A 25,489-nucleotide genomic window follows, 5' to 3' on the forward strand; every position below is an offset into this window, starting at 1 on the left:
CGCACAGATGTTTTGATCTGAATTGACAGATAAACTTGTACGATCGCTCTGGGGTGACGTAGGCGTAGCCCGCAGTTCGCAAAGCGTCTCGTAGAGAAGGCATCGCATTTTATAGAATTGGTGAGGAATTTTGGACAATAACACCGATAATCTCAACTCATTCCGGGCCTTGGCACTCCAAGTTACGTGCCATGCAGTCAACCAAGCAAGCGATGCCGAAGGCGGGCTACGCCTACGCCACCAAGCGCGATCGCTCATGCAAAACTCCATCAATCGCCTAGCTCAACAAATTGCTGCCAGTATCGCTTTCATTGGCTTTGATTGTCGTTTAATTGTCCTGCCAGAATATTTCCTCACTGGTTTCCCGATGGGAGATTCTCTCTCAGGCTGGGCAGAAAAAGCTTGTATAGAGATGGCTGGTGCTGAGTATGAGGCACTTGGTAAAATTGCCCAAAAGCATAAAATCTTTTTGGCTGGTAACGCCTACGAAGTTGATCCCAACTTTCCCGGATTGTACTTCCAAACCTGCTTTATTCTTGACCCCTCTGGCTCAATTGTCTTGCGGTATCGGCGGCTGAATTCCTTATTTGCTCCCACACCCCATGATGTTTGGGATAAGTATCTTGACTGCTATGGTTTAGAGGGAGTTTTCCCCGTAGCCAAAACTGCGATCGGTAATTTGGCAGCTTTAGCATCAGAAGAAATTTTATATCCAGAAGTGGCGCGGTGTCTGGCGATGCGAGGAGCGGAGATTTTTGTGCATTCCACCTCAGAAGTGTATAACAAAAACCTCACCCCCAAAGATGCAGCAAAAATCACTCGCGCTGTGGAAAATATGGTATACGTAGTTTCAGCTAATACCGCAGGTATCGCTAATATTGCCATCCCCATTGCTTCGGCTGATGGTGGCTCTAAAATCATTGACCATCGCGGAATCGTTTTAGCAGAAACAGGCGCAGGCGAGAGCATGGCAGCATTTGCAGAGATTGATTTAGGAGCATTACGCCGCGATCGCCGCCGACCTGGGTTAAATAATTTACTTGCACGCCAACGGTTTGAGCTATATGCCGAAAGTTACAGACAGTCACACTTTTACCCGGCTAATACTATGCTGGAAGGAGAAGTAGACCGCAAACACTTCTTGCAAACGCAGCAAGCCACCATTGAGCGCTTAGTCAAACTGGGGATAATTTGAATCGGCTAATGGGGCGTTGGGCAGAAGAATTTTAGATTTTGGGTCGCACCTTTGGTGCGCTTCCAGCGCAACTAGGATTTGGGATTGAAGAAAAAATCTAAAATCGTTCGACTGAGCGTAGCCGAAGTCTAAAATCCAAAATTGAATAACTCCTACCTCCTGCCTCCTGCCTCATGACAAAACCAATAGAAGTCCGCAATCCCCGAACTGGCAAATTTGACTACGTAATTATCCCGCCGCCCCCAAGGCTGCTGGCACAGCAATGTAAGCGCACCCGCAGGGCGCAAGTTCGCTGGCAGCAGTTGGGTTTAGAGGGGAGAATTGAAGCCTTACAGCAGTGGAAACAAGCGATATTATCTGAACGCGATCGCCTCACGGAAGCTTTAGTAAATGATACTGGAAGATTATCAACCTCAGTACTAGAAATAGACTCCTTCCTCTCTAGCATTGATCGCTGGTGTAAGTTAGCACCGGAGTTACTGCAAGAATCTGCAAAAAATACAGCCATTCCGTTTATCGCCTTGCAACAAACATCTGTTCCTTATCCCCTAGTTGGGATAATTAGCCCGTGGAATTTTCCGCTGTTGCTGTCTAACATTGATACCATTCCGGCATTGTTGGCGGGTTGTGCTGTGATTGTCAAACCCAGTGAAATTGCTCCCCGCTTCGTAGCACCACTGACAACAGCACTCAACGCCGTTCCCAAATTGCGCGAGGTCTTAACTTTTGTTGAAGGAGCAGGCGAAACCGGTTCTATTTTGATTGAAAATGTAGATTTGGTATGTTTTACAGGGAGTGTGGCTACAGGGAGAAAAGTGGCAGAAGCGGCTGCTAAACGATTTATTCCAGCTTTTTTGGAATTAGGGGGAAAAGATCCTGCGATCGTTTTAGAATCAGCCAATTTAGAATTAGCAACCTCAGCAATCTTGTGGGGTTCCGTCGTCAACACCGGACAGTCATGCCTATCAATTGAGCGAATTTATGTTGCTGAATCGATATTTGAAAAGTTTTACCATCAACTAGTAGCCAAAGCACATCGCCTTGGGCTAGCCTATCCGACAGTCGAAAGTGGAGAAATTGGCCCCATCATCGCCGAAAGACAAGCAGCAATTATTAGCGACCATCTCCTAGATGCAGTTGAAAAAGGAGCAGTAATTCACTGCGGCGGTGTAATTGAAGACTTAGGTGGAGGTTGGTGGTGTCGTCCGACAGTTCTCACCCAGGTTAATCATTCCATGAAAGTTATGACAGAAGAGACTTTTGGCCCGATTATGCCAATAATGCCTTTTTCCACAGTAGAGGAAGCAGTCTCTTTAGCGAATGACTCAATTTATGGATTGAGTGCTGCTGTATTTGCCCAGTCCGAAGCAGAAGCCTTAGAAGTTGCCCACCAAATAGATGCAGGTGCCATCAGTATCAATGATGCTGGACTCACCGCCCTCATGCACGAGGGAGAGAAAAACGCCTTCAAATTCTCTGGTATGGGAGGGTCACGCATGGGTGCAGCGGCGTTGAAGCGGTTCATGCGAAAAAAAGCTATTTTAATTAAAACTAACGCTACTAATGACCCTTGGTGGTTTGATAATGAAGCTTGACACTCTCAGTTAATAAATTAAAATGTAGGGTGCGTTATCTCTGAGAGTACAGCACTGTCAACAATTCAAGGTGCGTTAGCCTACGGCATAACACACCTTACTACAAATTTATGTGGGTTCATATAGATTGAATTTTTCTCGCCGACTTACTTAATGCATCAACTCACAATGGCATTGCATCAACTCACAATGGCATTGCATCAACTCACAATGGCATTGCATCAATTCACAATGGCATTGCATCAACTCACAATGGCATTGCATCAACTCACAATGGCATTGCATCAACTCACAATGTTAATGCATCGACTTACAATGTTAATGCATCGACTTACAATGCCAATGCTAATATTCAGTAGTTTTTGTAGGGTGAGCATTGCTTACCCGCTCAAACTGTTGTTTTTACCTTGTGTTGTGTGCCTTACCTACGATTGTTGAGAGGTGAATTGCAATGTCTAATATTCGAGAAGGAATGCCCGTACTTGCCCGTCATGAAGGAGATTGGGTAGGAACTTATACATTAATTGATACAACAGGAAAAATCCTCGACAGTTATGAGTCTCATTTAACCTGTCAATTTCCCGAAAATAAGCCTCATCCCTACTACCAAATCAATCGCTACAATTGGTCTGATGGTAAACGAGAAGAGTATGAATTTCCAGGAAGCTATAAAGATAATAAGCTCTGGTTTGACACCGATCGTATTCAAGGAAAAGCTTGGGAAGCAGATGATTCAGTTGTTATTTTGTGGTTTAGTTATAAGACAAACCCAGAAATGAGCTTATATGAAATGATTTACATTAGTCCTGATAATAACAATCGTGCCCGCACTTGGCATTGGTTTAAGAATAATCAAATCTTTCAACGCACCCTAATTCAAGAAGAACGGCTAAGATAGTAATTTATCCTCTCAAAGATAAGCACTCATTTCTTTATTCTCCAGTAGTTTTGTCGGGTGTGTTATGCCGCTCTCTTACGCACCATCTTAGATTTTCGGTGCATTATGGACATTAGTCCTAATGCACCCCACCAGATTAGTAAGGTACACGCATGGCAAAAGGTGACAAAATAAACTTTTCTACTCCTAGCGGTTTTCCAGAATTTCTGCCTAATGAAAAGCGTCTAGAATTATATTTACTAGATATCATCCGTAGAGTTTTTGAAAGCTATGGATTTACGCCCATCGAAACACCTGCTGTAGAACGTTTAGAAGTGCTGCAAGCTAAAGGGAATCAAGGCGACAATATCATTTATGGTATTGATCCCATTCTGCCACCAAATCGACAAGCTGAGAGAGATAAATCGGGTGAAACTGGTTCGGAAGCAAGAGCTTTAAAGTTTGACCAAACAGTTCCTTTGGCAGCTTATATTGCCCGTCACCTAAATGAGTTAACCTTTCCCTTTGCTCGTTATCAAATGGATGTAGTTTTTCGGGGAGAACGGGCGAAAGATGGGCGTTTTCGTCAGTTTCGTCAGTGCGATATTGATGTAGTCGCTCGTCGTGAACTCAGCTTGCTGTATGATGCTCAAATGCCTGCAATTATCACTGAGATATTTGAAGCAATTAATATCGGTGATTTTCTAATTCGCATCAATAATCGTAAAGTTCTTACAGGTTTATTTAAATCCGTAGGAATTGCTGAAAACCAAATTAAATCCTGTATTGGCATCGTCGATACTCTAGAAAAAATTGGTGAACGTAAAGTAAAACAAGATTTAGATAACCAGGGAGTTTCAGAAGAACAGACTCAGAAAATTATTGATTTTATTAAAATTGATGGTTCTATTGATGAAGTATTAGATAAGCTTAATCACCTTGCACAAAACCTGCCAGAAACCGAGCTATTCAGTCTAGGAATTAGCGAATTAGAAACAGTAATTGCAGGCGTGCGTAATCTCGGAGTTCCCGAAAATCGTTTCTGTATTGATTTATCTATTGCCCGTGGTCTTGATTACTATACCGGCACAGTTTACGAAACAACTTTATTAGGACATGAAGCTTTAGGTAGTATTTGTTCTGGCGGGAGATATGAAGAATTAGTCGGGGTATTTTTGGGTGAGAAAATGCCTGGTGTAGGCATTTCTATCGGCTTAACTCGCTTAATTAGTCGTTTACTAAAAGCTGGTATTCTTAGTACCTTAGCTGCAACACCAGCCCAAGTGATGGTAGTGAATATGCAAGAAGATTTAATGCCAACTTATTTAAAAGTTTCTCAACATCTGCGTCAGGCTGGAATTAATGTTATCACTAACTTTGATAAGCGTGCCTTGGGTAAACAATTTCAGCTAGCCGATAAGCAAGGAATTCAATTTTGCGTAATTATTGGTTCTGAAGAAGCAGCAGCGCAAAAGTCCTCGCTCAAAGATTTGAAAACAGGTGAGCAAGTAGAAGTGTTATTAATAGATTTAGCTAAAGAAGTTAAAAGAAGGCTTGGTTAATAGACTTCTAAAATCTCTTTTTATCTCTGCGCTCTCCGTGTCTGGAGTGGTTCAAAAGCTTTTTCTTTAACCACAGAGGCGCAGAGAACACAGAGTCAAGAAGTTTAAAGGGAATTGCTTGAGGGTTAATATTTGATTAATTGACAAATCTTTTTTGTTGCAGCTTAACAAACTTGGTCAGTCAAATAGGCGGTAAAATAGATTTTATAAGATATTTGGATTAGGTTGCACCTTAATTAAGCAAAAATATATGACAATTCTCAACGCTAGTAATTTATCCTTAGAAGAAGTTCATCGTCTGTTTGGCTTTCAAAAACAGTACAATGACTCATTTTCTAATTATTTATCTCTGGAACCTCTCACCGAAATAGAACCGCAGGAACTTAAACAAATTCAGCATGATTTTGATAGATATCTTACAGCAGGCAAAGTTTCTGAAGGTCAGGTAAAGTTTCTTGCAGTTGCCCCTTTATTAAGACTAGCTGGTTTTTATCGCTATCCTCTTGAGATTGTTTTGGAGGAGAATATTGCTGATATTGAAGTTGAAGATGAAGATATCAAAATTAAAGGAAGATTTGATATTTTAGCCATTAGTAAAGCTAAACAGATTAAACCTCAAAGATATTTTTGGGTATTGTTAATTGAATCTAAAAATAGTCAGATTGATATATCAACAGGTTTACCTCAGCTAGTCACATACTCTTATAAAAATTTAGATAATCAAAAATCAGTTTGGGGATTAACGACTAATGGTAGAGGTTATCAATTTGTTTATATTGAACAAGGAAATCCCCCTATTTATTATCTGTTGCCGGAGTTAAATTTAATGGAAAGAGAGCGTTCAAGTCAGTTGCTACAAGTTCTAAAAGCAATTTGTCAGCTTTAAAAGGAAAAGCTGTAATGATACCTCTGGCATTTTTGGTTTAAGGAGTAGGATAAATCACGCTTTAAGCAATACGAATTACGAATTACCCCGATCGCAATACACTTTACCAAAACTATGATCAGCATGAATCTCAATCACTAAATCAACTACTGTTGCATCTTTTACCAACGGCTTGATGAATAATTCGGGGTGAAGCGATCGCCAAAAATAATTGACAAATTTCTCTATCTCTGCATTACTCATTCCCGATTTACCCGCAGCAATCATCTGCTGTTCCGCCTGTTTGCGCCACTCCAAAGAATAGCGATAATCGGTGGGATATAGCACAATTAAGCTATCTAATCGCTCCCACAGTGGTAAATAATCGTGGAGGCGAAGATTAATATCACGGGCAAATGCTCTATCCTCATCTGTGAGAATTGGCGGTGGTGCAGTATCAAATACATTTGGGTCAATTGGCCGCACACCCACAAACCAACCTTCAAATAGTACAATATCTATGTTTGTGACGATTTCTGGAATAGTGCGATCGCCAGCGCCTCCATAGGCAGATTTATCAAAGCGGGGAACCATAACTGGACTTTGCAACTGGCGGATTTGATCTAGTACATTTAAGCCTAAATCTACATCGTGGGTTCCTGGTGGGCCGCGCCAAATCAAGCGGGGATCTTGCTTTGTTAAAACCAAGCGATCGCTGTAAGTTTTATACAAGTCATCCAAAGACAAACTCAGAGTCCGGTATCCCAACTGATTGAGAATCAACTTGAGAACATTGGACATTGTGGTTTTCCCAGTCCCTTGTCCTCCCAATATTCCCTGAATCAGGGGGCGTGCCAACTGTTGGCGCTGCGATGCGAGTTTGATCCCCAAAGGAAGCCACAAGTCCCACAATACCTGTAACATTTTCTGGGGTTCTATCTGGAGGTTAGTTAGGCAGAATTGACTAAAGGCTGGGAAGACAGATTTTAGTAAATGCGATCGCTTTTCGATCACTTGATCGACATTTTCCGGCGTGATCCCAAAAGCTTTAGCCCTTAACGTATCTGCCAGCGCTGCTTCTGTTGCTTTGCGCTGCCAAGTTTCCCCCACTGCATCCGTTGCCAAAATTTCATCCACCCACAAATTCATAAATTCCCCATCTCACTACGATCCCAGCTTAAAGGCTTCGAGAAACAGGCTATAGATGAAACCAATTTTGAGGAAATTTAGTAAGTCTACTAAGAGCGATCGCTTTTCCAAAAAGCCGCGACTATAAAATATCCTACTAGTAATTTCTGTCAGCAGTACTAAAAAAGCAGCTACCACAATGTCGAATACACCCTCTTGACCGGCTGTAGTGGAAACTGCGTTTCCCAGAAAAAAACCGAACAAAAAACTAATTATCAGCAACGATAGTCGCCGCCAAGGATTTAAAAACCATTGCCCCAAGCGTGTAGCAATGGCATCCAACAAGTTATTCAGACGAGTGTTTTGCATCAAATAGACTTCTGGGGAAAAGTCAAGATATCTTGAAATATCTTTATATTCAAAGAGGATATTGGTTTGAGCCTAAGCTTGTTTGTTAATATTATAGATATGTGCTGGGCTTCCAGTATTTATTTAATTTGCACATCCGATCATCTTTAGGGAAGTACAAGTCCTTAAAAAGGTGATTATTATAACGCAACATGAAATATACATCTTAGATTTATCTAAGGTTTGGCAAAGGATGCTTTGTTGAGGCCGCTAACGGTTTTAGGAAGCTTTGATTTTTTTATCTAAATGAATTGGCTGGCTCGGTTTCTAATTTTCTTATTTTATCTAAGCTTACGGTCGAGGTACAAGCAAGTGAGTGTTTATACTCATTGTTTGTTATCAAGGAAATAATTTACTCCGAATATTTTCTACTCAAAATGATATTTATAATACATTGATATCCCTAATTTTAGGAAAGTCTATATTAAGCTACTTTCTATGATTGCCTTTTGTGATAACAGGCTACTATTTGGTCAAGCTTAGACAAAATATTTATTTCTAAAAATTATCAATATGAAATCTTCAGTGTATCGCAACGTCGGTGTTACAGCTTGTTGCTTGGGACTGCTTGTTACTCTAATGGGATGTTTTGGAGTAAGCGTATCCTTAGAGTCCACAAACCCAGATACATCTTCACAACTGCCAACTGAAACTACCCAGTGGAATACAACTTCGTCTACACCCGTTTCACCTGAAAAAGGTATTTCCACTAGTCTATCGACTCCAGGAGCGACCCCAACCAATCAAGTAGAACATAGCAGTAGAGAGAATACTCATTCTGTCTTGGCAGATCGTGAGAAATCAGCAAGCAAAGCCAACGATCAAGGGACTTTGCGAATGAGCAATCAAACAAATCAGCCTGTGCGCCTGGCTCTACTGGCGCGATCGGTAGCAAAAGGTGGTACTAAACAGACTAACTATGATATACCGGCACATTGGGATTTTGCTCCCCAAGAAGGTAGTGATAAGGGACTGATTCTATCCCTACCTCAGAATAATTTAAAGCTGGAGAAGGGAGATATTTTAGTTGCTTTTGCACAAGATGGCTCTCGTCGTTACTGGGGCCCCTATGTTGTTGGGGAAACTCAATTACCTAAGTGGAATTCCCAAAACAGAGAATGGCAACTAATGCTGAGTCCATAGTTGATATTCAGTAGTACTGAAGAAATAGTCCGGCAAGCGCGTAAATTCAGCTACCATCACCCAGACAAAGGACTTAGACAAGGGGATTTTGCCCCTTGTCTAAGCTAGGTAAACGCCATAGTGTACTAGTGTGTTGGAGAACTTTCTCTGGTGACTTGGAGCAACTGTCGTTACTGAACGGGAAAAAGTGTAGAGTACTGAGTAGAAGAAAATTGTTGAATTTAAAACTCCGAAGAACAAAAGATAGATAATCAACGACTATTGATTAGTGATTGTTGACTATTGACTAATGAGAATGAAATTGAGTGTTAAGCACACTGTTGATCAGTGGTTCAACAGAATAGCAAAGAATCCAGCCCTTGGTGTAACTGTGTCGATTTTGTGGTTGATATTGATTAGCTGGATAGCTTTTGGGTGGAATTTGGGCAACACTGGCTTGGTTGATGAGACAGAGCCGCTATTTGCCGAAGCTTCCCGCCAGATGTTCGTCACAGGTGATTGGATTACCCCATTTTTTAATGGTGACACTCGTTTCGATAAACCTGCTTTAGTTTACTGGTGTCAGGCGATCGCCTATGCAATTTTTGGGGTGAATGAGTGGGCAGTACGCCTTCCTTCAGCGATCGCAGCCTTAGGCTTAATTTGTTTAGCTTTTTACACCATCCAGTGGTATACGGCTAAACAAGACGAATTAGAGCAAGTTTCACGTCCTACTCGCCGCTATTTAACATCTTTTATGGTAGTAGCGCTCATGGCACTCAATCCCGAAACTATTATTTGGGCGAGAACGGGTGTCTCTGATATGCTGCTCACTGGATGTATGGCATCAGCTTTGTTATGTTTCTTTCTAGGGTACGCAGACAAGGAAGAGAGCAGGGAGCAGGGAGCAGGGGGAAAAAGAGAGCAAGGGAACAGGGAAGCAGAATTAATAACCAATGCCCCATTCCCTAATAAGTGGTACTTAGCTTTTTATGTGCTGATTGCAGGCGCAATTTTGACTAAAGGCCCAGTGGGAATTGTTTTACCAGGGCTAATTGTTGCAGCCTTTTTGCTTTATGTGGGAAAGTTTCGAGAGGTGTTGCGGGAAATGCGCTTTCTCATGGGTATACTGATAATTTTAGGTTTATCAGTACCCTGGTATGCTTTAGTAATTTGGCGCAATGGCTGGAATTACATTAACTCCTTTTTTGGTTATCACAACCTGGATCGCTTTACAGAAGTAGTTAACGGTCACTCAGCACCTTGGTATTTTTACTTTTTAGTCGTGCTGCTGGGTTTTGCGCCCTACTCAGTGTATTTACCAGTCTCTATAGTAAGACTAAAGTTTTGGCAGCGATCGCACTGGCGATCCCTTGAACGTTTTCAGCAGTTTGGTTTATTTGCCTGGTTTTGGTTTGCTAGCGTCTTTGGCTTTTTCACCATTGCTGTTACCAAACTCCCTAGTTACGTCTTGCCTTTAATGCCAGCAGCGGCAATCCTGGTAACCCTATTGTGGAGCGACCTTTTACCAAAAACGGATAATCAAAATGACACTACGACGCAAGGACACAAAGACACGGAGAAAGTATTTAATCATCTCCCAGCGTCTTCTTCCATCCCCCCCTTACTCCTCTGGAGTGGTTGGGTGAATGTAGTGTTTTTATCATTTTTGGCAACAGCACTGTTTAACATAAGCCACATATTAGGTACTGATCCAGCTATAAGTAACTTCCACGAATTAATTCAACGATCTGGTTTACCACTAATAGCCGCCGTAATTTGGCTGGTTTGTGCTGTTTTGGTTGCAGGTTTATTACTGAGTCGCCGTTGGAACTACATTAACAGTATTAATTTATTAGGATTTGTGGCGTTTATAATTTTTGTCTTAACGCCTGCTTCGTTCTTTATTGATCGAGAACGTCAATTACCCTTAAGGGAGTTGTCTGCGGTCATTCTACAAGCAAAACAACCAGATGAAGAATTAATTATGCTTGGCTTCAAAAAGCCTAGTGTAGTTTTTTACAGCCACATTCATGTAAATTATTTAGGATTTCCCCAACAGGCTGTAGAGCATATTAAAAACCAGGCTGCCAAAGGATTAAAACCTCCCTCAGTGCTAGTGTTGGCTGAACAGAAAAAGTTTTTACAAATGAACTTACAGCCAGATGATTACAAGAGTTTATCAACCAAGGGTGCTTATAACTTGGTGAGAATTCCTTTTAAGAAAAAGAAAAATGAAAAAATGGATATATCATAATTGGGCATTGGGCACTTGTACTGAGCGTACCCCTACGGGGAAGCAAGCTACGCGTAGCGTCTCTAAGAGTTGCCGTAAAGCCTGCGGCATAGCTACGCTTAGGGCGCAGCCTCTCCAAGAGTTGTATTGGTTATTAATTCTGCTCCTCTGCCCCTCTGCCTCTTCCCCATTCCCCATTAACACTTGTGATTGTAACCATTGACAGCTAAAGCTTGATTGATTTGGTTTAAGAGGTCTTCCATTGATATTGATCGCGGTAATATTTGGGTAGCGATCGCACCCACAACAGTTTCTATAGATTCCAAACCATTCTTCTTCTGCTTGTCAATTTTCTCATAAGCTACCCCAGGCTGGGAAACACTTTCTGGGCGATTTAATCGCTGATTGAGTACCAAAATTGGTGGTAACTTGTCAGGCGAATCTCCCAATGTTTTCAGTGCTTTTAGGACGTCTTTGTGGATAGCGGATTCTCCTAAACAAATTAGCAGTAAGTCAACGCTTTGGTGGCGAATTTGTTGTAACACTTCTGCCCAACAGGGACTGATCGCCGCTTTGAAGCCTGCTGTTTGTAGGTACTGAATTAAAGCTTGGAACCACTCAGACCCCCGTTTAGCAGTTTCACTACTAATTGAGCAATTTTTTTCAGTCTGATAACCCTTAACTTGCTTGCGTCTTCCCTGTGGAAAATCACGCAGCATTGTCAAATCCACGACCAAGATGTTGGCAGGGCAGCAAATACCAGAAGCAATTTGCAGTACTGATAGTAAGGCATCTGTTTTCTCAGTGCGACTGCTCTTGTCCTTAGGAAATGGTGTTAAGTAAGGAAATACAGATAACCCTGGTATTTTAGAAGCTATTAGTGTGGTTGCAACATCGCAAGTAACCAGTGGTATAGCCGCCAAACGTGGATGCCCAATTAGTTGTTGCAGATAAATTTGGGCAGTGGTACTTTCGACATCTAACAAAATTACATCAAACTGCCATACCCGCGCCAAGAGTTCTGCCTGATCTAGGTCATCTACTTCAATCACCCGGTGTTCTCGAAGTGAGGGGTGGGGATTGACCGATTCCAAATGGGGATTCACTAACCTGAGAATTCGCAGTGGAGTCTTAGTTGGGATAATTGCGCTATCATCTAACCCTAGCTGCAAAACTGCTTGTGCAGCACATAATTTTTCTAGAACTGGTGCTAATACCTGATGCTCTACTGGCAAACTTAAGAAACCATCGGCTCGGTTAGCAAATGCTTGCTCTTTTTCGGCTGCCGTCGCTGTCACAATTACAGATATATGACGGGTTGCGCTGTCAGATTTCAGTAAAGTCAGCACATCCCAGCCTGATAGCAGGGGTAGTAACGGATTCAAAAATATCGCTATTGGTTGCAAGCGCCGAGCTTTTTCGACTGCTTCTGTCCCTGATCGCGCAATCACTACCCGATATCCTAAACCTTTGAGTTTTTCGGTCAAGTCTTCAATATATCGCGCTACTGCCTCGACTACCAACACCAACCGTTGCGAACTAGCGGGATGATGCTGTGTGGGCGTACTGACATGCTGACGATCTGCCACAGGGTTTTCCCGTGTCTTTTGGTGTTGCATCTGTTCGTCTTCTCTGATTCCCACATCTGGCTCAGAAAAACCTGTTTTTGGCGGACTGGGCGGCAGAAGTAGTGTAAACTGGCTACCTTTACCTTCACGAGATAAGAAGCTGACATCTCCTCCGTGGAGGCGAGCCAGGGCCCGAGTTAATACCAGCCCCAAACCAGTGCCTTCAAATTGGCGGGTGAGGGGATTTTCTAGTTGTTGAAATTTTTGAAAGATTAAGTGTTGTTGGTGTTCAGGAATGCCAATGCCTGTGTCCCAAATTGTAAAGGCAATCCATCCTTCCCAACGACTCACCCGCAGCCCAATTTCACCAGATATTTCGGTGAACTTAAAGGCGTTGGAAAGTAGGTGTACTAGCATCTGGCGCAAGCGCAATTCATCTGCCACTATCTGATCTAAGCCTAGTTCAATGGAGAGGCTGAATTGGGAAGCAGATGAACGGGCATTTTGTTGAGTTTGGGACGTAGCTTTGCTAGGTTGGGTGTGGATGGCTTTGGCTTCTGATAGGGCGCGATCGCACACAGCCTGAATTTTTACTGGGGTCAGTGTCAGATCCATTTGTCCCGTTTCCATGCGGGTCAAATCTAAAATGTCATTAACCACACTCATCAAGTGGCGTCCGCTTTGATGAATCAGTCCCGCATAACGGGCTTGACGCTCGTTAAGTTCTCCCAACTGCTGATCTACAAGCAACCGTGATAATCCCAGAACGGCAGTTAGGGGAGTTTTGAGTTCATGACTAATACAAGCTAAAAACTCATCTTTCAACCGATTTAGTTGAATTAAATCAGCATTCTTTGCTGCCAGTTCTTTGCAAAGCTGTTGTTGCTCAGTGACATCAGTAGCTAATACCAACCACAAATCATTGCTGAATGCAACCTCTGAATCTGCACTCATGACTTTAAACTCAGGACTATCTAATGGAATTTTGGCAAACTGCCAGATTCGCTCCTGACCATTTTGCACTTCGACAACGCAGGTACAAGTACCCACCTGACTATCTAAATAGCAGCGACTGTATACAGCATCTGGTGATGCTTCTTGCTGGGTCGGTTCCTCTGCAACACCATGCTCATTCTCCCTACCATTGGGATGAACCGTGATTGCTCGTTGAGTGACATATTCGGGTTTTTCGGAGGGCTTCGGGACAAGTATTGCCTCCACCTGTTGCCTAACTCCTTCTGGATCTTTCAAGACTCCTAATTGCTGCCACCAAGCGGGATTTCGTGCTACCACCTCGCCAGTACCCGTTTGTAACATCAAAGGCCAAGGCAGTCTTTCCAGCAACTGTACCAGTGGCTGGTGTCCCAATGATTTGGGTTCATTTGGTGTCTGCACACTAGCATAATACTCATGGCGATGCTCACCAGACGACCTCTGGATGCCTGAGCTTAGTGACCCAGCTATGCGTTCCTTAGCCAACAATCGCAACAGACGTGAACTATCCAGCAGCCCCAAATATTGACCATCAGAGTCAATCAATGCCCAATCTAAGGAGGAGTGTTTTTCGGCTTGTTGATAACCCAAGCGCAAGCTCAATTGCTCTACAGGCTCAGAACCTAATATTGTCTGTATTGGCTCAATTAGACCCTGACCCCAGGTAGAGAGTGATTGGTGTAAATTTAGATTTTTATCGTCACTATGTGCTAATAATATTTGGATTAAACGGGCAGAATACAGCAATCCTATGGGGCGTTGCTGTTGATTCACTACTACTAAGCGATCGCACTGCTCTTGCTCAAAAATCTCCAGCACCACTGCCAGAGAACTTGTTTGGGGGCAGCTAGGTACGGTTGCCTGAAAGTCATAAAGCGGGTAATCTAGCATTAACATAGGGCTTTGGGGGTTCTTCTTCCTGTGGAAACCTCCGGCATCTCCATCTGCCAACTGTTGATGGTCTTTTCGCCTGAAGCCATATTCTCTAAGAAGACTCATATAAGCAACTCTGGTTATTTCAACGCCATTAAAACAACGGGATTTCCCCTCACGGACACTTACTTGCAAACGAGTGCATTTTTCTAAGAGGCGACTTTTCCTTTTGCCGCTTCTCATTTCTAGCAACTAGCCTCCCCAGTGTCTTACTGGTATTTAAACTCCTCATCGATAGCGACGGCTACAACAATTATGGCTCCAAAGGTTCGCTTTAGAACCTTGAGGAATTATAATGATTTAGAATGCGACAATCCTTTAAGTTCGTTTAAGTATCTTATCAAGGAGCAAAATAAAAAAATTTATCTATTTATTTATATACATAGATGAGATACAAATAATAAATTAGCTACTCTGTCTTATTATGCCGACAGATACCTGATCATCAAAGACCTAGTAAATCCTACCACTCAGTTGCTGCACTATGTTATTTAGTGGCTAGCACTATCTGTTAACACAGAGCGTTATTTTTTTGGGTCGAATCACCAGTTTACTCTACATCCAGTATTACTATAGAAGCGTTAGCCAAACTTATCAGCCCACGTTTCTTGGTCAGGGCGATTAAGGAGATGTATTCAAGAATAGATGTTATTACCGATATTGATTCTGCAACCTGATGTTAATAAATGTTTAAATAATCCAGTTGACTTAGACAACCAAAAAGGTTTGAGCAGGTGGGTGTGGAAATTTATTGACGAGATTATTGCCCAATTTTACTACCTACCTATTGTTGCAACTACCTCTGGAAAAATCAACTATTTACCAAATTGGCTGCAACCAAATCCAAATAAAGCATACGCTGATAAGTACGTCTATGTATTTTTCAGCCACACCCAAAAAAGCCAACAGCATTTTCAGGAGATGACTCCAGCAGAACGGCAAGGATTATTAAGACAGCTTAAGTCAGATTACAGCCTAATTCTTATAAATTATTTTACCACAGACAAAACACTCAAGGAAAAAATTGATAAATTTATAAATATTATATTTTATGCTAATATTCCTGTGCCCCAAATGATTGAAATTCACATGGAGGTAATTGAAGAATTTTCTCACCAGCTAAAATTAGAAGGAAGGAGCAATGAAACGTTACTTGATTACCGCCTGACGTTGATAGAGATCCTGGCTCACCTGTGCGAAGTCTATAGGAGTTCGATTTCTAAATAAATTAAATTTATTGATTTTCAACTTGGAACAAGCTACTGCTGTTAGTTAGTCCCAATGCGCGACGCATCTTGTATTTCTATTATAATGACTAGGCATTAAGTATATGAATAAAGCCAACAAAAACTACTTCCTCAAGCTTTACGTAGCAGGGAACACCCTGAATTCAGTCCGAGCATTAAAAACACTCAAAGATATTTTAGAACAGGAGTTTGAAGGTGTTTATGCTTTAAAAGTGATCGATGTACTGAAAAGCCCACAACTGGCGGAAGAAGATAAAATATTGGCAACGCCGACATTATCTAAAATTTTGCCTCTACCCGTTCGCAAAATTATCGGGGATCTTTCAGATAGAGAAAGAGTATTGATTGGATTAGATTTGCTCTATGAAGAACTGAGTGAAGATGATTTTGAAGAGTAAAATAATTAATAATGCAAGAGAGCATTTATAAAGTAAATTTTAACTGTGTAGGGTAGGGTGTTAAAGCGTAGCGCAACGCACCATTTATCTAGTTGCGTTCCGGCAAAATAATTTACTTTCGCTATCTTGAGTCAGATTCTGCCATAACACACCCTACTTAATATGAAAGTTTATAAATAGTGTCGAAAAAATTGAATCTCAAATTTAGTAATAAAAAAACAGTTTTTAATCCCCTTTTGTTATTAAGCAATGAGTGAAAACGAGCAACTAGAACCAAAGCAACCACCGAGAATTAGGGGTATAGAAAAAATTCGCACGATGATCGAAGGGTTTGATGATATTACTCATGGTGGTTTACCACTTGGTAGAACTACTTTGATTAGCGGCACATCCGGCACAGGCAAAACTTTATTCTCTCTTCAATTTCTCTATAACGGTATCACCTACTTTGATGAAGCAGGAGTATTTGTTACCTTTGAAGAATCACCCAGTGATATTATTAAAAATGCCAATATTTTTGGTTGGAACTTGCCACGCTTAATCGAAGAAGGCAAGTTGTTTATTCTTGATGCATCTCCCGATCCAGAAGGTCAAGATATCGTTGGTAATTTTGACCTTTCTGCACTAATTGAGCGCTTGCAATATGCCATCCGCAAATACAAAGCTAAACGAGTTTCAATCGATTCAATAACAGCGGTATTTCAGCAGTATGAAGCGATGGGAGTAGTGCGACGCGAGATTTTTCGCCTAGTAGCACGTCTCAAACTACTAAGTGTCACCACTGTAATTACCACTGAACGTAGTGAAGAATATGGTCTTGTTGCCTCTTTTGGTGTGGAAGAATTTGTTTCCGATAATGTAGCAATTGTTCGCAACGCTTTAGAAGGAGAACGCCGCCGTCGCACAATTGAAATTCTCAAGTTGCGCGGCACAACTCATATGAAAGGCGAATATCCTTTCACGATTACTAATGAAGGAGTTAACATCTTCCCACTGGGAGCAATGCGTTTAACTCAACGGTCTTCTAATGTCAGAGTATCTTCTGGTGTCAAAACCTTAGATGAAATGTGCGGTGGTGGTTTCTTTAAAGATTCAATTATTTTGGCAACAGGAGCCACAGGTACTGGCAAAACCCTCTTAGTCAGTAAGTTTATTCAAGATGGCTGCCTCAATGGAGAACAGGTAATATTATTTGCTTATGAAGAATCACGCGCCCAACTATCTCGCAATGCTTCCTCTTGGGGAATTAATTTTGAAGAATTAGAGGATCAAGGTTTACTCAAAATAATCTGTACTTATCCTGAATCAACTGGTTTAGAAGACCACTTACAAATTATTAAATCCGAAATTGCTGTCTTCAAACCAGCTCGCATCGCCATTGATTCTTTATCAGCACTAGCTAGAGGAGTGAGCAATAATGCATTTCGGCAGTTTGTGATTGGTGTGACGGGTTATGCTAAACAAGAAGAAATTACTGGTTTCTTTACCAACACAACTGACCAATTTCTGGGAGCTCATTCGATTACTGACTCTCATATCTCCACGATTACCGACACAATTATCATGTTACAGTACGTAGAAATTCGCGGAGAAATGTCGCGGGCAATTAACGTGTTCAAGATGAGAGGGTCTTGGCATGATAAGGGCATTCGTGAGTATAATATCACTGCTGATGGTCCCGATATTAAAGATTCTTTCCGGAACTACGAACGGATTATCAGTGGTGCTCCTACTCGCGTTAGTATCGATGAAAAGGCGGAACTTTCTCGCATTGTTAGACGTTTTGAAGACAAACAGAGTTCCGAACCCTGAATTTAGTATCGTAGTATATTCTTTCCTAAATTTAGTATCGTGCTATATTCTGTGGTGAAGAAAGGTTTTCTGCCGCTAGATTGATTTTCGTGTGAGGGATGCGGTGAAAGGACAGCAATTATTCTATAGCTTCTTGCCTGGTGTGACGGCAGCGGTCTTAACAACTCAGCCTGTTTGGGCTGGTACTGCGAAACTAACTGAGGTACATCTGGTGTCTTCTCCTGGTGTTTTGGCTTCTACTTATAGTCAATACTCGGTTGTGGACATCATGAATACCCAACTGCCTAACGGTGCAGATGTTAGTACTCCAACCCAAGTACCTGCTTTTGGTTTCACTAAACTTAGCATGAAGCCTTTAAGTAATAACAGTATTCCAGTGTTTACGATTGGAAATACTGTTGTGCCAATAAAACAACTACTTAAGAAAGATGAAGGTAGATTTTTCAGTTTGACACCTACCTCTAATCCTTCCCAACAGCTTGATGTCAGTCGTTCTGCTCCAAATAATCAAAAACAGAGTAATTCAAGCGCTTATGGGCATAAATCAAAGAGGATAGTAGTTCCCAACTACACTTTAAAATCCCCTTCTGTCCAAAAAGAAATTTTGTCCCTGTCTTCTGTCCAGCAGCCAGTGGTTCAAAAGATAAATACTGTTACTCAGTTGCAGACATTTTTACAAGCTTCAGTTACAGGTGTAGGAGCAGCAAAACTGCTGTCAGCGCAGAGGTGTCCACAGGAGTTGGGAAAAAGTAAGACTGACTCGTTGACTAATTTGCTACTGGCCTCAAGCGCCTGCTTACAAAAAGTGGCTCAGAGTAATACTCCGATTCCGACAGATTCGACGCCAACTCCCACTGTGTCAGAAACCGTAACTCCTGTACCAGGGGGTTCAGTGCTACCTTCCATTGTGCCGACAACCGTAATTCCTGCACCAGGGGGTTCAGTGCAACCTCCAACTGTGCCGAGAACCGTAACTCCTGTGCCATCAGGTTCGGTGCAAATTCCCGATAACCTGATTCCTAGCTCAAATCCTCTGCAATTTCCCACCAAACCAGAGGAAGTGACATTTCAGGGAAATCAGCCGATTACTTTGGCACAGGCTCTGGAGCTAGCACGGCGGAATAATCGGGATTTACAGGTATCCCAATTGGAGCTAGAACGCAATAAAGCGGCTCTACGCGAGGCGCAAGCTGCTTTATTGCCCACTCTGGGAATTAGTACTGATATTACTCGTAGTCAGTCTGCTAGTAGTCAGCTCTCGTCGAAACTCCAAGAACAACAGACGGGTATATCATCCCCAGATAAACCCAGTACATCTTTTTCTGGTCAAGCACAACTTTCATATAACCTTTATAGTTCTGGGAGAGTGCAAGCACTAATCAGAGCGGCTGAAGAACAGGTACGTTTCTATGAGTTGGCTGTAGAAACTCAGTTTGAGACAATCCGTTTGAATGTTGCCACTGACTACTACAATCTGCAACAAGCAGATGAACAAGTACGTATTGCCCAGTCGGCTGTGCAGAACTCCCAAGCTAGTTTGCGTGATGCAGAAGCTTTAGAGCGAGCTGGGGTTGGTACTCGCTTCGATGTGCTACGCTCTCAGGTAAATTTAGCAAATGCCCAACAAGATTTGACTAATGCTAGATCGCAGCAGGCAATTGCCCGTCGTCAATTAGCAACTCGGATAAGTTTGCCGCAGGCGATAAATATCAGTGCAGCCGATCCTGTACAGTTAGCTGGTCTTTGGAACCCAACGTTAGAACAAAGTATTGTGTTGGCTTATCAAAATCGTCCGGAACTGCAACAGCAGCTAGCACAACGCAATACCAGTGAGCAACAGCGTAGGCAGGCCCTTGCGGAACTGGGTCCTCAAGTTAGTTTGGTCGCCAGCTACGACCTGTTAGATCAGTTCAATGATAATGTCAGCGTTACTGATGGTTATTCATTGGGAGTTAGGGCAACCCTAAATTTGTATGATGGAGGAGCAGCAAGAGCAAGGGCAAATCAGTCAAAAGCTAATATTGCGATCGCAGAAACTCAATTTGCTGAACAGCGTAACCAAATTCGCTTTCAGGTAGAACAAGCCTATTCTACCCAGCAATCTAGTTTAGAAAATGTTCAAACCGCTAATACCGCTTTAGAACAAGCTAGAGAAGCTCTACGTTTAGCGCGTTTGCGATTCCAAGCTGGTGTAGGTACTCAAACTGATGTAATTAACTCTGAAAACGACCTCACACAAGCTGAAGGTAATCGAGTCAGAGCAATTTTGGATTACAACCGCGCTTTAGCTCAGTTACAACGGTCTGTTACCCTCAGAGCACTACGCTAATTAGCCGAAACTCAACTGTCAATGCTTTTGACTGCTGTTGTGTTTTGTAATGCCCTTTGCACCTGCCCTCAAGGCATCACAAAGTCTAGTAGTGTTTTTGAGCAAAAGTTCCCACAAGCCTCATTTTATCAGTAAACACATTGATAAAATGAGGCTTTTTAGTAATAAAAGCAGTAGTGGAAATTTTTATTTTTTATAGGACTTACGCACAAGCAACGGAAAATCGAACCACAGAGGACGCAGAGCACACGGAGGAATAAGAGTTTGAGAGGTTTTTTGCGTAAGTCCTATTTTAGAAGTCCTTTAGCGATCGCTTGTGGATGATAACTCAATACAGTTTAGTTAAGCATTTCTTTCTTCTCTTTGCGACGGCAGGGCGGTTGGGGGGATCTAAGACTTTGAAAACACGCTTTACACCTACGCTTAAACCTTTAGCAATAAGCAAGAGTTAATGAGATTTTTTCTACTCTATTGAGAATAGACTACTATTTTTGATATGATGCAGCCGCCCTGCAATGGTTTTGGGTTGACAAAAGGATTCGTTTGCGATCGTGTACCCACCTAAACTAGGCAATCGCAGGAGAGTTTAGTTGCAAGAAAGTTACTCGAAAAGCAAATTTTATTCTGGTTCTCAACACGCTGTCAAAAACGCCACTATTCATAAAAAGTCTCAAACCAAGACTTTTATCAACAGGTCTATTGTATTAGTCAAAATTGGACTAACATAACTGAGTGTTCGATTGCTCGCCTTGTCAAAGACTCATGACTAAAGTAACATCTCAAGAAATTGCACAGTTTCGCTCTCAATTGGCAGATGATCCCAGCGATATGGAAGCGCTGGATTTGATTGAAGACTGTGATGGAGATTTAGAAGATGCGGCAATGACGCTAGCTATCCGAGCCGGACAACAACCAGAAAGAGCAAATTCAGAGTGGTTAGATGCCTTGGCTAGAAGATGGCGTGTGGTCATTTGCGAACAAGAATATCGAGAAGATTTGCTTAATACTTCACTTCAAAACATGATGGAACATCTAAAAGCAACGCCAACGTTTCCTAAGATTTTGGCAACGCCAGTTTTGATTTATGTCCTCAAGCAAGGCGTGAACAATTTTTGTGAGCCACTAGATTCGTTAAAGTGAGCAGCCCATGTATATTTAACTTGTATTATTACGGTTTGCAGTTGAGTTCAACACAGACCTAACCCCCAACCCTTGTAGCGTTGGGGAGTAAGAATCAAAGCCTCTCCAAACTCCTGTACAGACAAAGATTTTTCGCGTCTCTACTCCTACCCAATGCAAGATTGATTCCACCAGGACTGATACGCTGTTAATTAAGGCAAAACTTCTATTAGACAAATTGTAAAATCAATGAATTACCTTGTTGCCGTATTACCAGACCGCATTCAAGCCGAAGCTGCTTACTTAGCTTTAGAAGAAGAAGGCATAAACAGTACTATCCTGGGGAAGGGATATAAAACGGCTGACGAATTTGGCTTAATTGACCCCAAAGACGAAGCCAAAAAGCAAGCACAACTGATGGCAACCTGGCTGATACCATTTGGCTTTTTTGCAGGTTTTACATTCAGCCTGATCACTGGTTTAGATACTTTTGCCTGGGCGGGTGAAGTTGGCAATCACATCATTGGTGGACTGCTGGGTGCTGCTAGTGGTGCTATGGGTGGTGTTTTAGTGGGTGGCGGAGTCGGTTTACTCGTGGGTAGTGGTGATGCATTACCTTATCGCAACCGCTTAGATGCGGGTAAATACTTAGTTGCCGTTCAAGGTTCTGAAACTCTCACTCGGCAAGCAACCCGAATATTACGTCAGTTTGATCCAGAAAATATCCAAGGTTATGCTGACACAAGTAGCGTGTAATGAATCATAGTTTACACATTACGACACAGCGACTTGAGTTGCTTCCCTGTTATTGGTAGATGATCTTTCCCAGTTGGGTTGGAGTGTCTGGCTAATGATTCAGATGCCGATTCTACTTTAATTGGCGATTTGGGTTTTATTGACAAACCCGATCAAATAGGAACTGGAGAAATCGGTTATGAAGTGCTATCGGCTGATCGCCAGCATGGATTTGCTTTTGAGGCAGCAGAAGCACTGGTCTACATTTGCCTTTACTCGGCGAGAACTCAAGAGAATTATCGCTCAATCTCCAGACAATCATGCTGCCTCGATTCGCATTCTGAAAAAATTAGGAATGTAACAAATTGGTAGAGATGAAAACCTGCCCAAATGGGAATTAAAGTTAGAATCAAGACAGTTTTAGCAGATGAATTCTCAACTCATAACTCATAATTTTTAAGAATGTTGCCACGAGAAGAACTTTTAAAAGGTGTTGAAAATCGAGATAGTGTAGCTCGTGTAATTGATCAAGCCCAGCAAGCCATCAAAATTTGGGAAGTGGTTTTGACAGATTTTCTATCTCCCCCAGAATTGGCAGAAATTCAACGGGTGTTTAACCGATTAACAGAAGTGCAATTAGTTGTGTGGGGTGGATATCCACAAGCTGAACGCCAAAGAATTGCGATCGCTCGTTCGGAACTTCCTTTAGATCAATCTCAAGTCAGCCTTGTCGCCGTGGAAATTGCTGGTAATTTCCTGTTTGATACCGCCTCTCATCGAGACTTTTTAGGCGCAATGTTGGGAACGGGAATTGTTCGGGAAAAAACGGGAGACATTATAGTTTTGGGAGAACGGGGAGCGCAGGCGATTGTCACACCAGAGTTGGTAGAATTTTTGTCAATGAGTCTTAAACAGGTGCGATCGGTTCCTGTGAAAACTCAACAGATTGAGGTAACTGAATTAAAGGTTCGGGAACCAAAGAAAAAAGAATTGACTACTGTGGAGGCTTCTTTGCGATTAGATGCGATCGCATCTGCTGGTTTTGGCATGTCCCGCAGCAAAATGGTTGATTTCATTGATGCTGGTGATGTCCGCGTCAATTGGAAGGAAGTTACCCAAGCTAGTTCTCAACTTAAATCCGGCGACTTAATCGCTATTCGCTCTAAAGGGCGTTTAGAAGTTGGGGAAATTGCCGTTACAAAAAAAGACCGCTACCGAGTTCAATTAACAAGATATATCTAATAAGTAATTAAAAGTGAGGAGTGAAGAGTGAAAAGTTAGGAGTTTTAAATTTACCACTTTCTTTAACTCCTAACTTTTCACTCCTGTACAGACGCGATTAATCGCGTCTCTCCTAACTCCTAACTATATACTTAGGCTTTAAAGTGTTTTGCTAACATATTCAGCAGAAGTTTGCGCGGTACGAGCCGAGATAATTTGCTTCTAAGTTGAGTGGTAGTATCAGAACTAATAACGGTTGGATATCCTTTTTCCAAAGCCTCTAAAGATTCCCGAACCACTTTTTCGCAAGAATACACTTTCTCTGTACTGCTTGCCAGCGCTGGAGGAAAATTAGCTTCTGCAAAAAAGTTTGTTTCTATTGGTCCTGGACAAGTGACTAAAATACGGACACCATATTGACGATTTTCTGCCCATAGTGCTTCACTAAAGCTGAGAATAAAAGCTTTACTGGCAGCATAAACAGAAAGGTATGGTATCGGTTGAAATGCGGTAATAGAGGATACGTTAATAATACTTCCAGAACGACGTTGCCGCATCAAGGGGAGAAATTTATGTGTTAAATCTACCAATGCCAAAATGTTTAGTTGTACGATTTTGACTTGTCTTTCTCCATCCCCTTCAGCAAAGTCGCCATAGTAACCAAAACCAGCATTGTTGATTAATAAGTCAATGGTTAATCCCTTTAGTTTAGTGGCATCAAATACAGCAGATGCTGCATTAGGTTCTGTAAGGTCTTTGACTATAACATCTACTTGAATTATGTATTGTTCTTGTAATTGTTTCGCTAATTGGCTTAGTTTCTCTTCGGAACGAGCAACGAGTACAAGATTTGTCTTGCGTGCAGCTAGTTCCTGGGCAAAAGCTTTACCAATACCACTAGAGGCACCAGTAATCAAAGCAGTTGGCATTATACATATTAAGATAGTTTTTAGGCACTTTATAAATCTTAGCTATGCTAGCTATAAGTTTTAACTACCCAAAGTGATATATCCAAAAGGGTAAAAGCAGCACCTAGTGCTGAAATCTGAGTGGAGACTTCCTCCACTCAAAACTTCTCCTTGCCTAAGACTTGACTTTCGGAAGCTATATGAATTCTCCAACTACACCAATATGGGAGATTCTTAAATCTTCTTCATCTATATATTGAATAGACGAGTCGATTTTTTCTGGTAGTTCTCTGTCCCTACACGACCATTCAAATACAAATTTAAAGTCCAAGTGCTTGAGGTTAGCAAATATGTTCTTCCATTGGCTTCGTCGAATTCGATTTCCCCACCTTGATTGTAATTCTCTTGAGTAGGCTTCCTGTTGATAAACAAAGAAATCAAATGGTTTTTCATCTGAATTTTTATGATCCACTAAATGAATGAGATGAAACATAAAGCCATCTTCAGACAGACTACTTACAAGATTTTCTAGAAGTGGTACAACATCATCAATTGGCACATGCTCTAACACAGATTTTGAGAAGATGAAATCTATTTTTTCGGAACCAGGTAGTTTTTGAGATAAATCAATTGGAGCAATGTATTCTATCCCCAAGTCTTGTAAGACTTCCAAAGATAAATTTTTAAATGAAAGCAGTTTCTTTAAACGTAAGTGAATAATCTCTCGGTCTTCAAATGTAGATAGACTATCTAAGATACTCCAATCTACAGACTTACACACGGCTTTGAAAATATTTTCAGGTTGTAATAACGGGCAAACATCTGTTGCATAAACCTTTTTTGCTCCGAGAAGGTAAAATACTAATGAATGAGTCAGTAACCATCCACTTCCAATTTCAAGACAAATTTTATCACGCAATACATATTTTCCTTTACCAGACTGAAGCAAATAAATAGCAATTTCATTGGCACAAATATCAAGCCTTTTGCCTGCAACAGCTAGCTCATTTGAATGCATTTTATTATATAAAACTTGATATAGTTCAAATGATTTAATAATTGATTTTGTTCGTTCATCAATGAGACTGGTTACTAGATTTTTCATTTTGCACATTTCTCTGGCTTAACTTATCGTCGGGGATTGAACATAACACTATTAACTGTACCAATGAGATTGGTTAATGTATAATAACATTGTATGTAGTTTGTATTTTATTATATAGTTATGCTAAAGAGCA

The 25,489-nt window shown here is 41.6% G+C and carries 20 protein-coding genes; 15 read left to right on the forward strand and 5 right to left on the reverse strand.

The window, feature by feature from the left end; all coding sequences use genetic code 11:
• Nucleotides 1-130: 130 nt before the first annotated feature.
• The 5 genes from V7K46_RS09695 to V7K46_RS09715 all read left to right on the forward strand — a co-directional run bounded on the left by V7K46_RS09695 (nucleotide 131) and on the right by V7K46_RS09715 (nucleotide 6,115).
• Entirely contained in the window at nucleotides 131-1,195 is a 1,065-nt protein-coding gene (locus V7K46_RS09695; RefSeq protein WP_335112497.1) for a nitrilase-related carbon-nitrogen hydrolase, read from the forward strand.
• Between the two features lie 173 nt (nucleotides 1,196-1,368).
• Complete coding sequence (locus V7K46_RS09700) at nucleotides 1,369-2,790, forward strand: aldehyde dehydrogenase family protein (RefSeq protein WP_335112499.1); 1,422 nt, start codon at nucleotides 1,369-1,371, stop codon at nucleotides 2,788-2,790.
• Between the two features lie 451 nt (nucleotides 2,791-3,241).
• Nucleotides 3,242-3,688, forward strand: coding sequence for a DUF3598 family protein (locus V7K46_RS09705; protein ID WP_335112501.1), 447 nt, complete (start codon nucleotides 3,242-3,244; stop codon nucleotides 3,686-3,688).
• 152 nt (nucleotides 3,689-3,840) lie between these two features.
• Complete coding sequence (hisS, locus tag V7K46_RS09710) at nucleotides 3,841-5,229, forward strand: histidine--tRNA ligase (protein ID WP_335112503.1); 1,389 nt, start codon at nucleotides 3,841-3,843, stop codon at nucleotides 5,227-5,229.
• A 250-nt stretch (nucleotides 5,230-5,479) separates the two neighbouring features.
• Nucleotides 5,480-6,115, forward strand: coding sequence for a restriction endonuclease subunit R (locus V7K46_RS09715; protein WP_335112505.1), 636 nt, complete (start codon nucleotides 5,480-5,482; stop codon nucleotides 6,113-6,115).
• Between the two features lie 75 nt (nucleotides 6,116-6,190).
• Here V7K46_RS09715 and V7K46_RS09720 read toward each other — a convergent pair whose 3' ends face one another.
• The gene (locus V7K46_RS09720; RefSeq protein WP_335112507.1) at nucleotides 6,191-7,243 is read right to left on the reverse strand and encodes a glycerate kinase; all 1,053 of its coding nucleotides are present in this window, start codon (nucleotides 7,241-7,243) and stop codon (nucleotides 6,191-6,193) included.
• Between the two features lie 15 nt (nucleotides 7,244-7,258).
• The gene (locus tag V7K46_RS09725) at nucleotides 7,259-7,591 is read right to left on the reverse strand and encodes a DUF565 domain-containing protein (protein WP_335112509.1); all 333 of its coding nucleotides are present in this window, start codon (nucleotides 7,589-7,591) and stop codon (nucleotides 7,259-7,261) included.
• A 552-nt stretch (nucleotides 7,592-8,143) separates the two neighbouring features.
• Here V7K46_RS09725 and V7K46_RS09730 point away from each other — a divergent pair.
• Complete coding sequence (locus tag V7K46_RS09730; RefSeq protein WP_335112511.1) at nucleotides 8,144-8,773, forward strand: hypothetical protein; 630 nt, start codon at nucleotides 8,144-8,146, stop codon at nucleotides 8,771-8,773.
• A 289-nt stretch (nucleotides 8,774-9,062) separates the two neighbouring features.
• A complete protein-coding gene (locus tag V7K46_RS09735) occupies nucleotides 9,063-11,009 on the forward strand; it encodes an ArnT family glycosyltransferase (RefSeq protein WP_335112513.1) in 1,947 nt (648 codons plus the stop codon).
• A gap of 176 nt (nucleotides 11,010-11,185) precedes the next feature.
• Here the strand turns inward: V7K46_RS09735 and V7K46_RS09740 are convergent, their stop codons facing one another.
• On the reverse strand, nucleotides 11,186-14,446 hold the full coding sequence (locus V7K46_RS09740) for an ATP-binding protein (RefSeq protein WP_335112539.1): 3,261 nt from the start codon (nucleotides 14,444-14,446) through the stop codon (nucleotides 11,186-11,188).
• Nucleotides 14,447-15,127: 681 nt separating this feature from the next.
• Here V7K46_RS09740 and V7K46_RS09745 point away from each other — a divergent pair.
• From V7K46_RS09745 to V7K46_RS09780, 8 genes are all read left to right on the forward strand, one after another.
• On the forward strand, nucleotides 15,128-15,709 hold the full coding sequence (locus V7K46_RS09745) for a KaiA family protein (protein WP_335112515.1): 582 nt from the start codon (nucleotides 15,128-15,130) through the stop codon (nucleotides 15,707-15,709).
• 103 nt (nucleotides 15,710-15,812) lie between these two features.
• A complete protein-coding gene (gene kaiB, locus V7K46_RS09750) occupies nucleotides 15,813-16,127 on the forward strand; it encodes a circadian clock protein KaiB (protein WP_335112517.1) in 315 nt (104 codons plus the stop codon).
• 249 nt (nucleotides 16,128-16,376) lie between these two features.
• A complete protein-coding gene (gene kaiC, locus V7K46_RS09755) occupies nucleotides 16,377-17,939 on the forward strand; it encodes a circadian clock protein KaiC (RefSeq protein ID WP_335112519.1) in 1,563 nt (520 codons plus the stop codon).
• A gap of 103 nt (nucleotides 17,940-18,042) precedes the next feature.
• On the forward strand, nucleotides 18,043-20,268 hold the full coding sequence (locus V7K46_RS09760) for a TolC family protein (RefSeq protein WP_335112521.1): 2,226 nt from the start codon (nucleotides 18,043-18,045) through the stop codon (nucleotides 20,266-20,268).
• A gap of 762 nt (nucleotides 20,269-21,030) precedes the next feature.
• Nucleotides 21,031-21,408, forward strand: a complete 378-nt coding sequence (locus tag V7K46_RS09765; protein WP_335112523.1) for a hypothetical protein — start codon at nucleotides 21,031-21,033, stop codon at nucleotides 21,406-21,408.
• Between the two features lie 228 nt (nucleotides 21,409-21,636).
• Nucleotides 21,637-22,143 (forward strand): hypothetical protein, encoded by a 507-nt coding sequence (locus V7K46_RS09770; protein ID WP_335112525.1) that lies wholly within the window; start codon nucleotides 21,637-21,639, stop codon nucleotides 22,141-22,143.
• Between the two features lie 178 nt (nucleotides 22,144-22,321).
• Nucleotides 22,322-22,483, forward strand: coding sequence for a hypothetical protein (locus V7K46_RS09775; protein ID WP_335112527.1), 162 nt, complete (start codon nucleotides 22,322-22,324; stop codon nucleotides 22,481-22,483).
• Nucleotides 22,484-22,584: 101 nt separating this feature from the next.
• Entirely contained in the window at nucleotides 22,585-23,364 is a 780-nt protein-coding gene (locus V7K46_RS09780; RefSeq protein WP_335112529.1) for a photosystem II S4 domain protein, read from the forward strand.
• Nucleotides 23,365-23,495: 131 nt separating this feature from the next.
• Here V7K46_RS09780 and V7K46_RS09785 read toward each other — a convergent pair whose 3' ends face one another.
• Both V7K46_RS09785 and V7K46_RS09790 read right to left on the reverse strand, forming a co-directional pair.
• Nucleotides 23,496-24,272 (reverse strand): SDR family NAD(P)-dependent oxidoreductase, encoded by a 777-nt coding sequence (locus V7K46_RS09785; protein ID WP_335112531.1) that lies wholly within the window; start codon nucleotides 24,270-24,272, stop codon nucleotides 23,496-23,498.
• Between the two features lie 175 nt (nucleotides 24,273-24,447).
• The gene (locus tag V7K46_RS09790; RefSeq protein WP_335112533.1) at nucleotides 24,448-25,356 is read right to left on the reverse strand and encodes a hypothetical protein; all 909 of its coding nucleotides are present in this window, start codon (nucleotides 25,354-25,356) and stop codon (nucleotides 24,448-24,450) included.
• Nucleotides 25,357-25,489 lie beyond the last annotated feature (133 nt).

Source organism: Nostoc sp., assembly GCF_036917395.1.
Taxonomy (GTDB): domain Bacteria; phylum Cyanobacteriota; class Cyanobacteriia; order Cyanobacteriales; family Nostocaceae; genus Nostoc.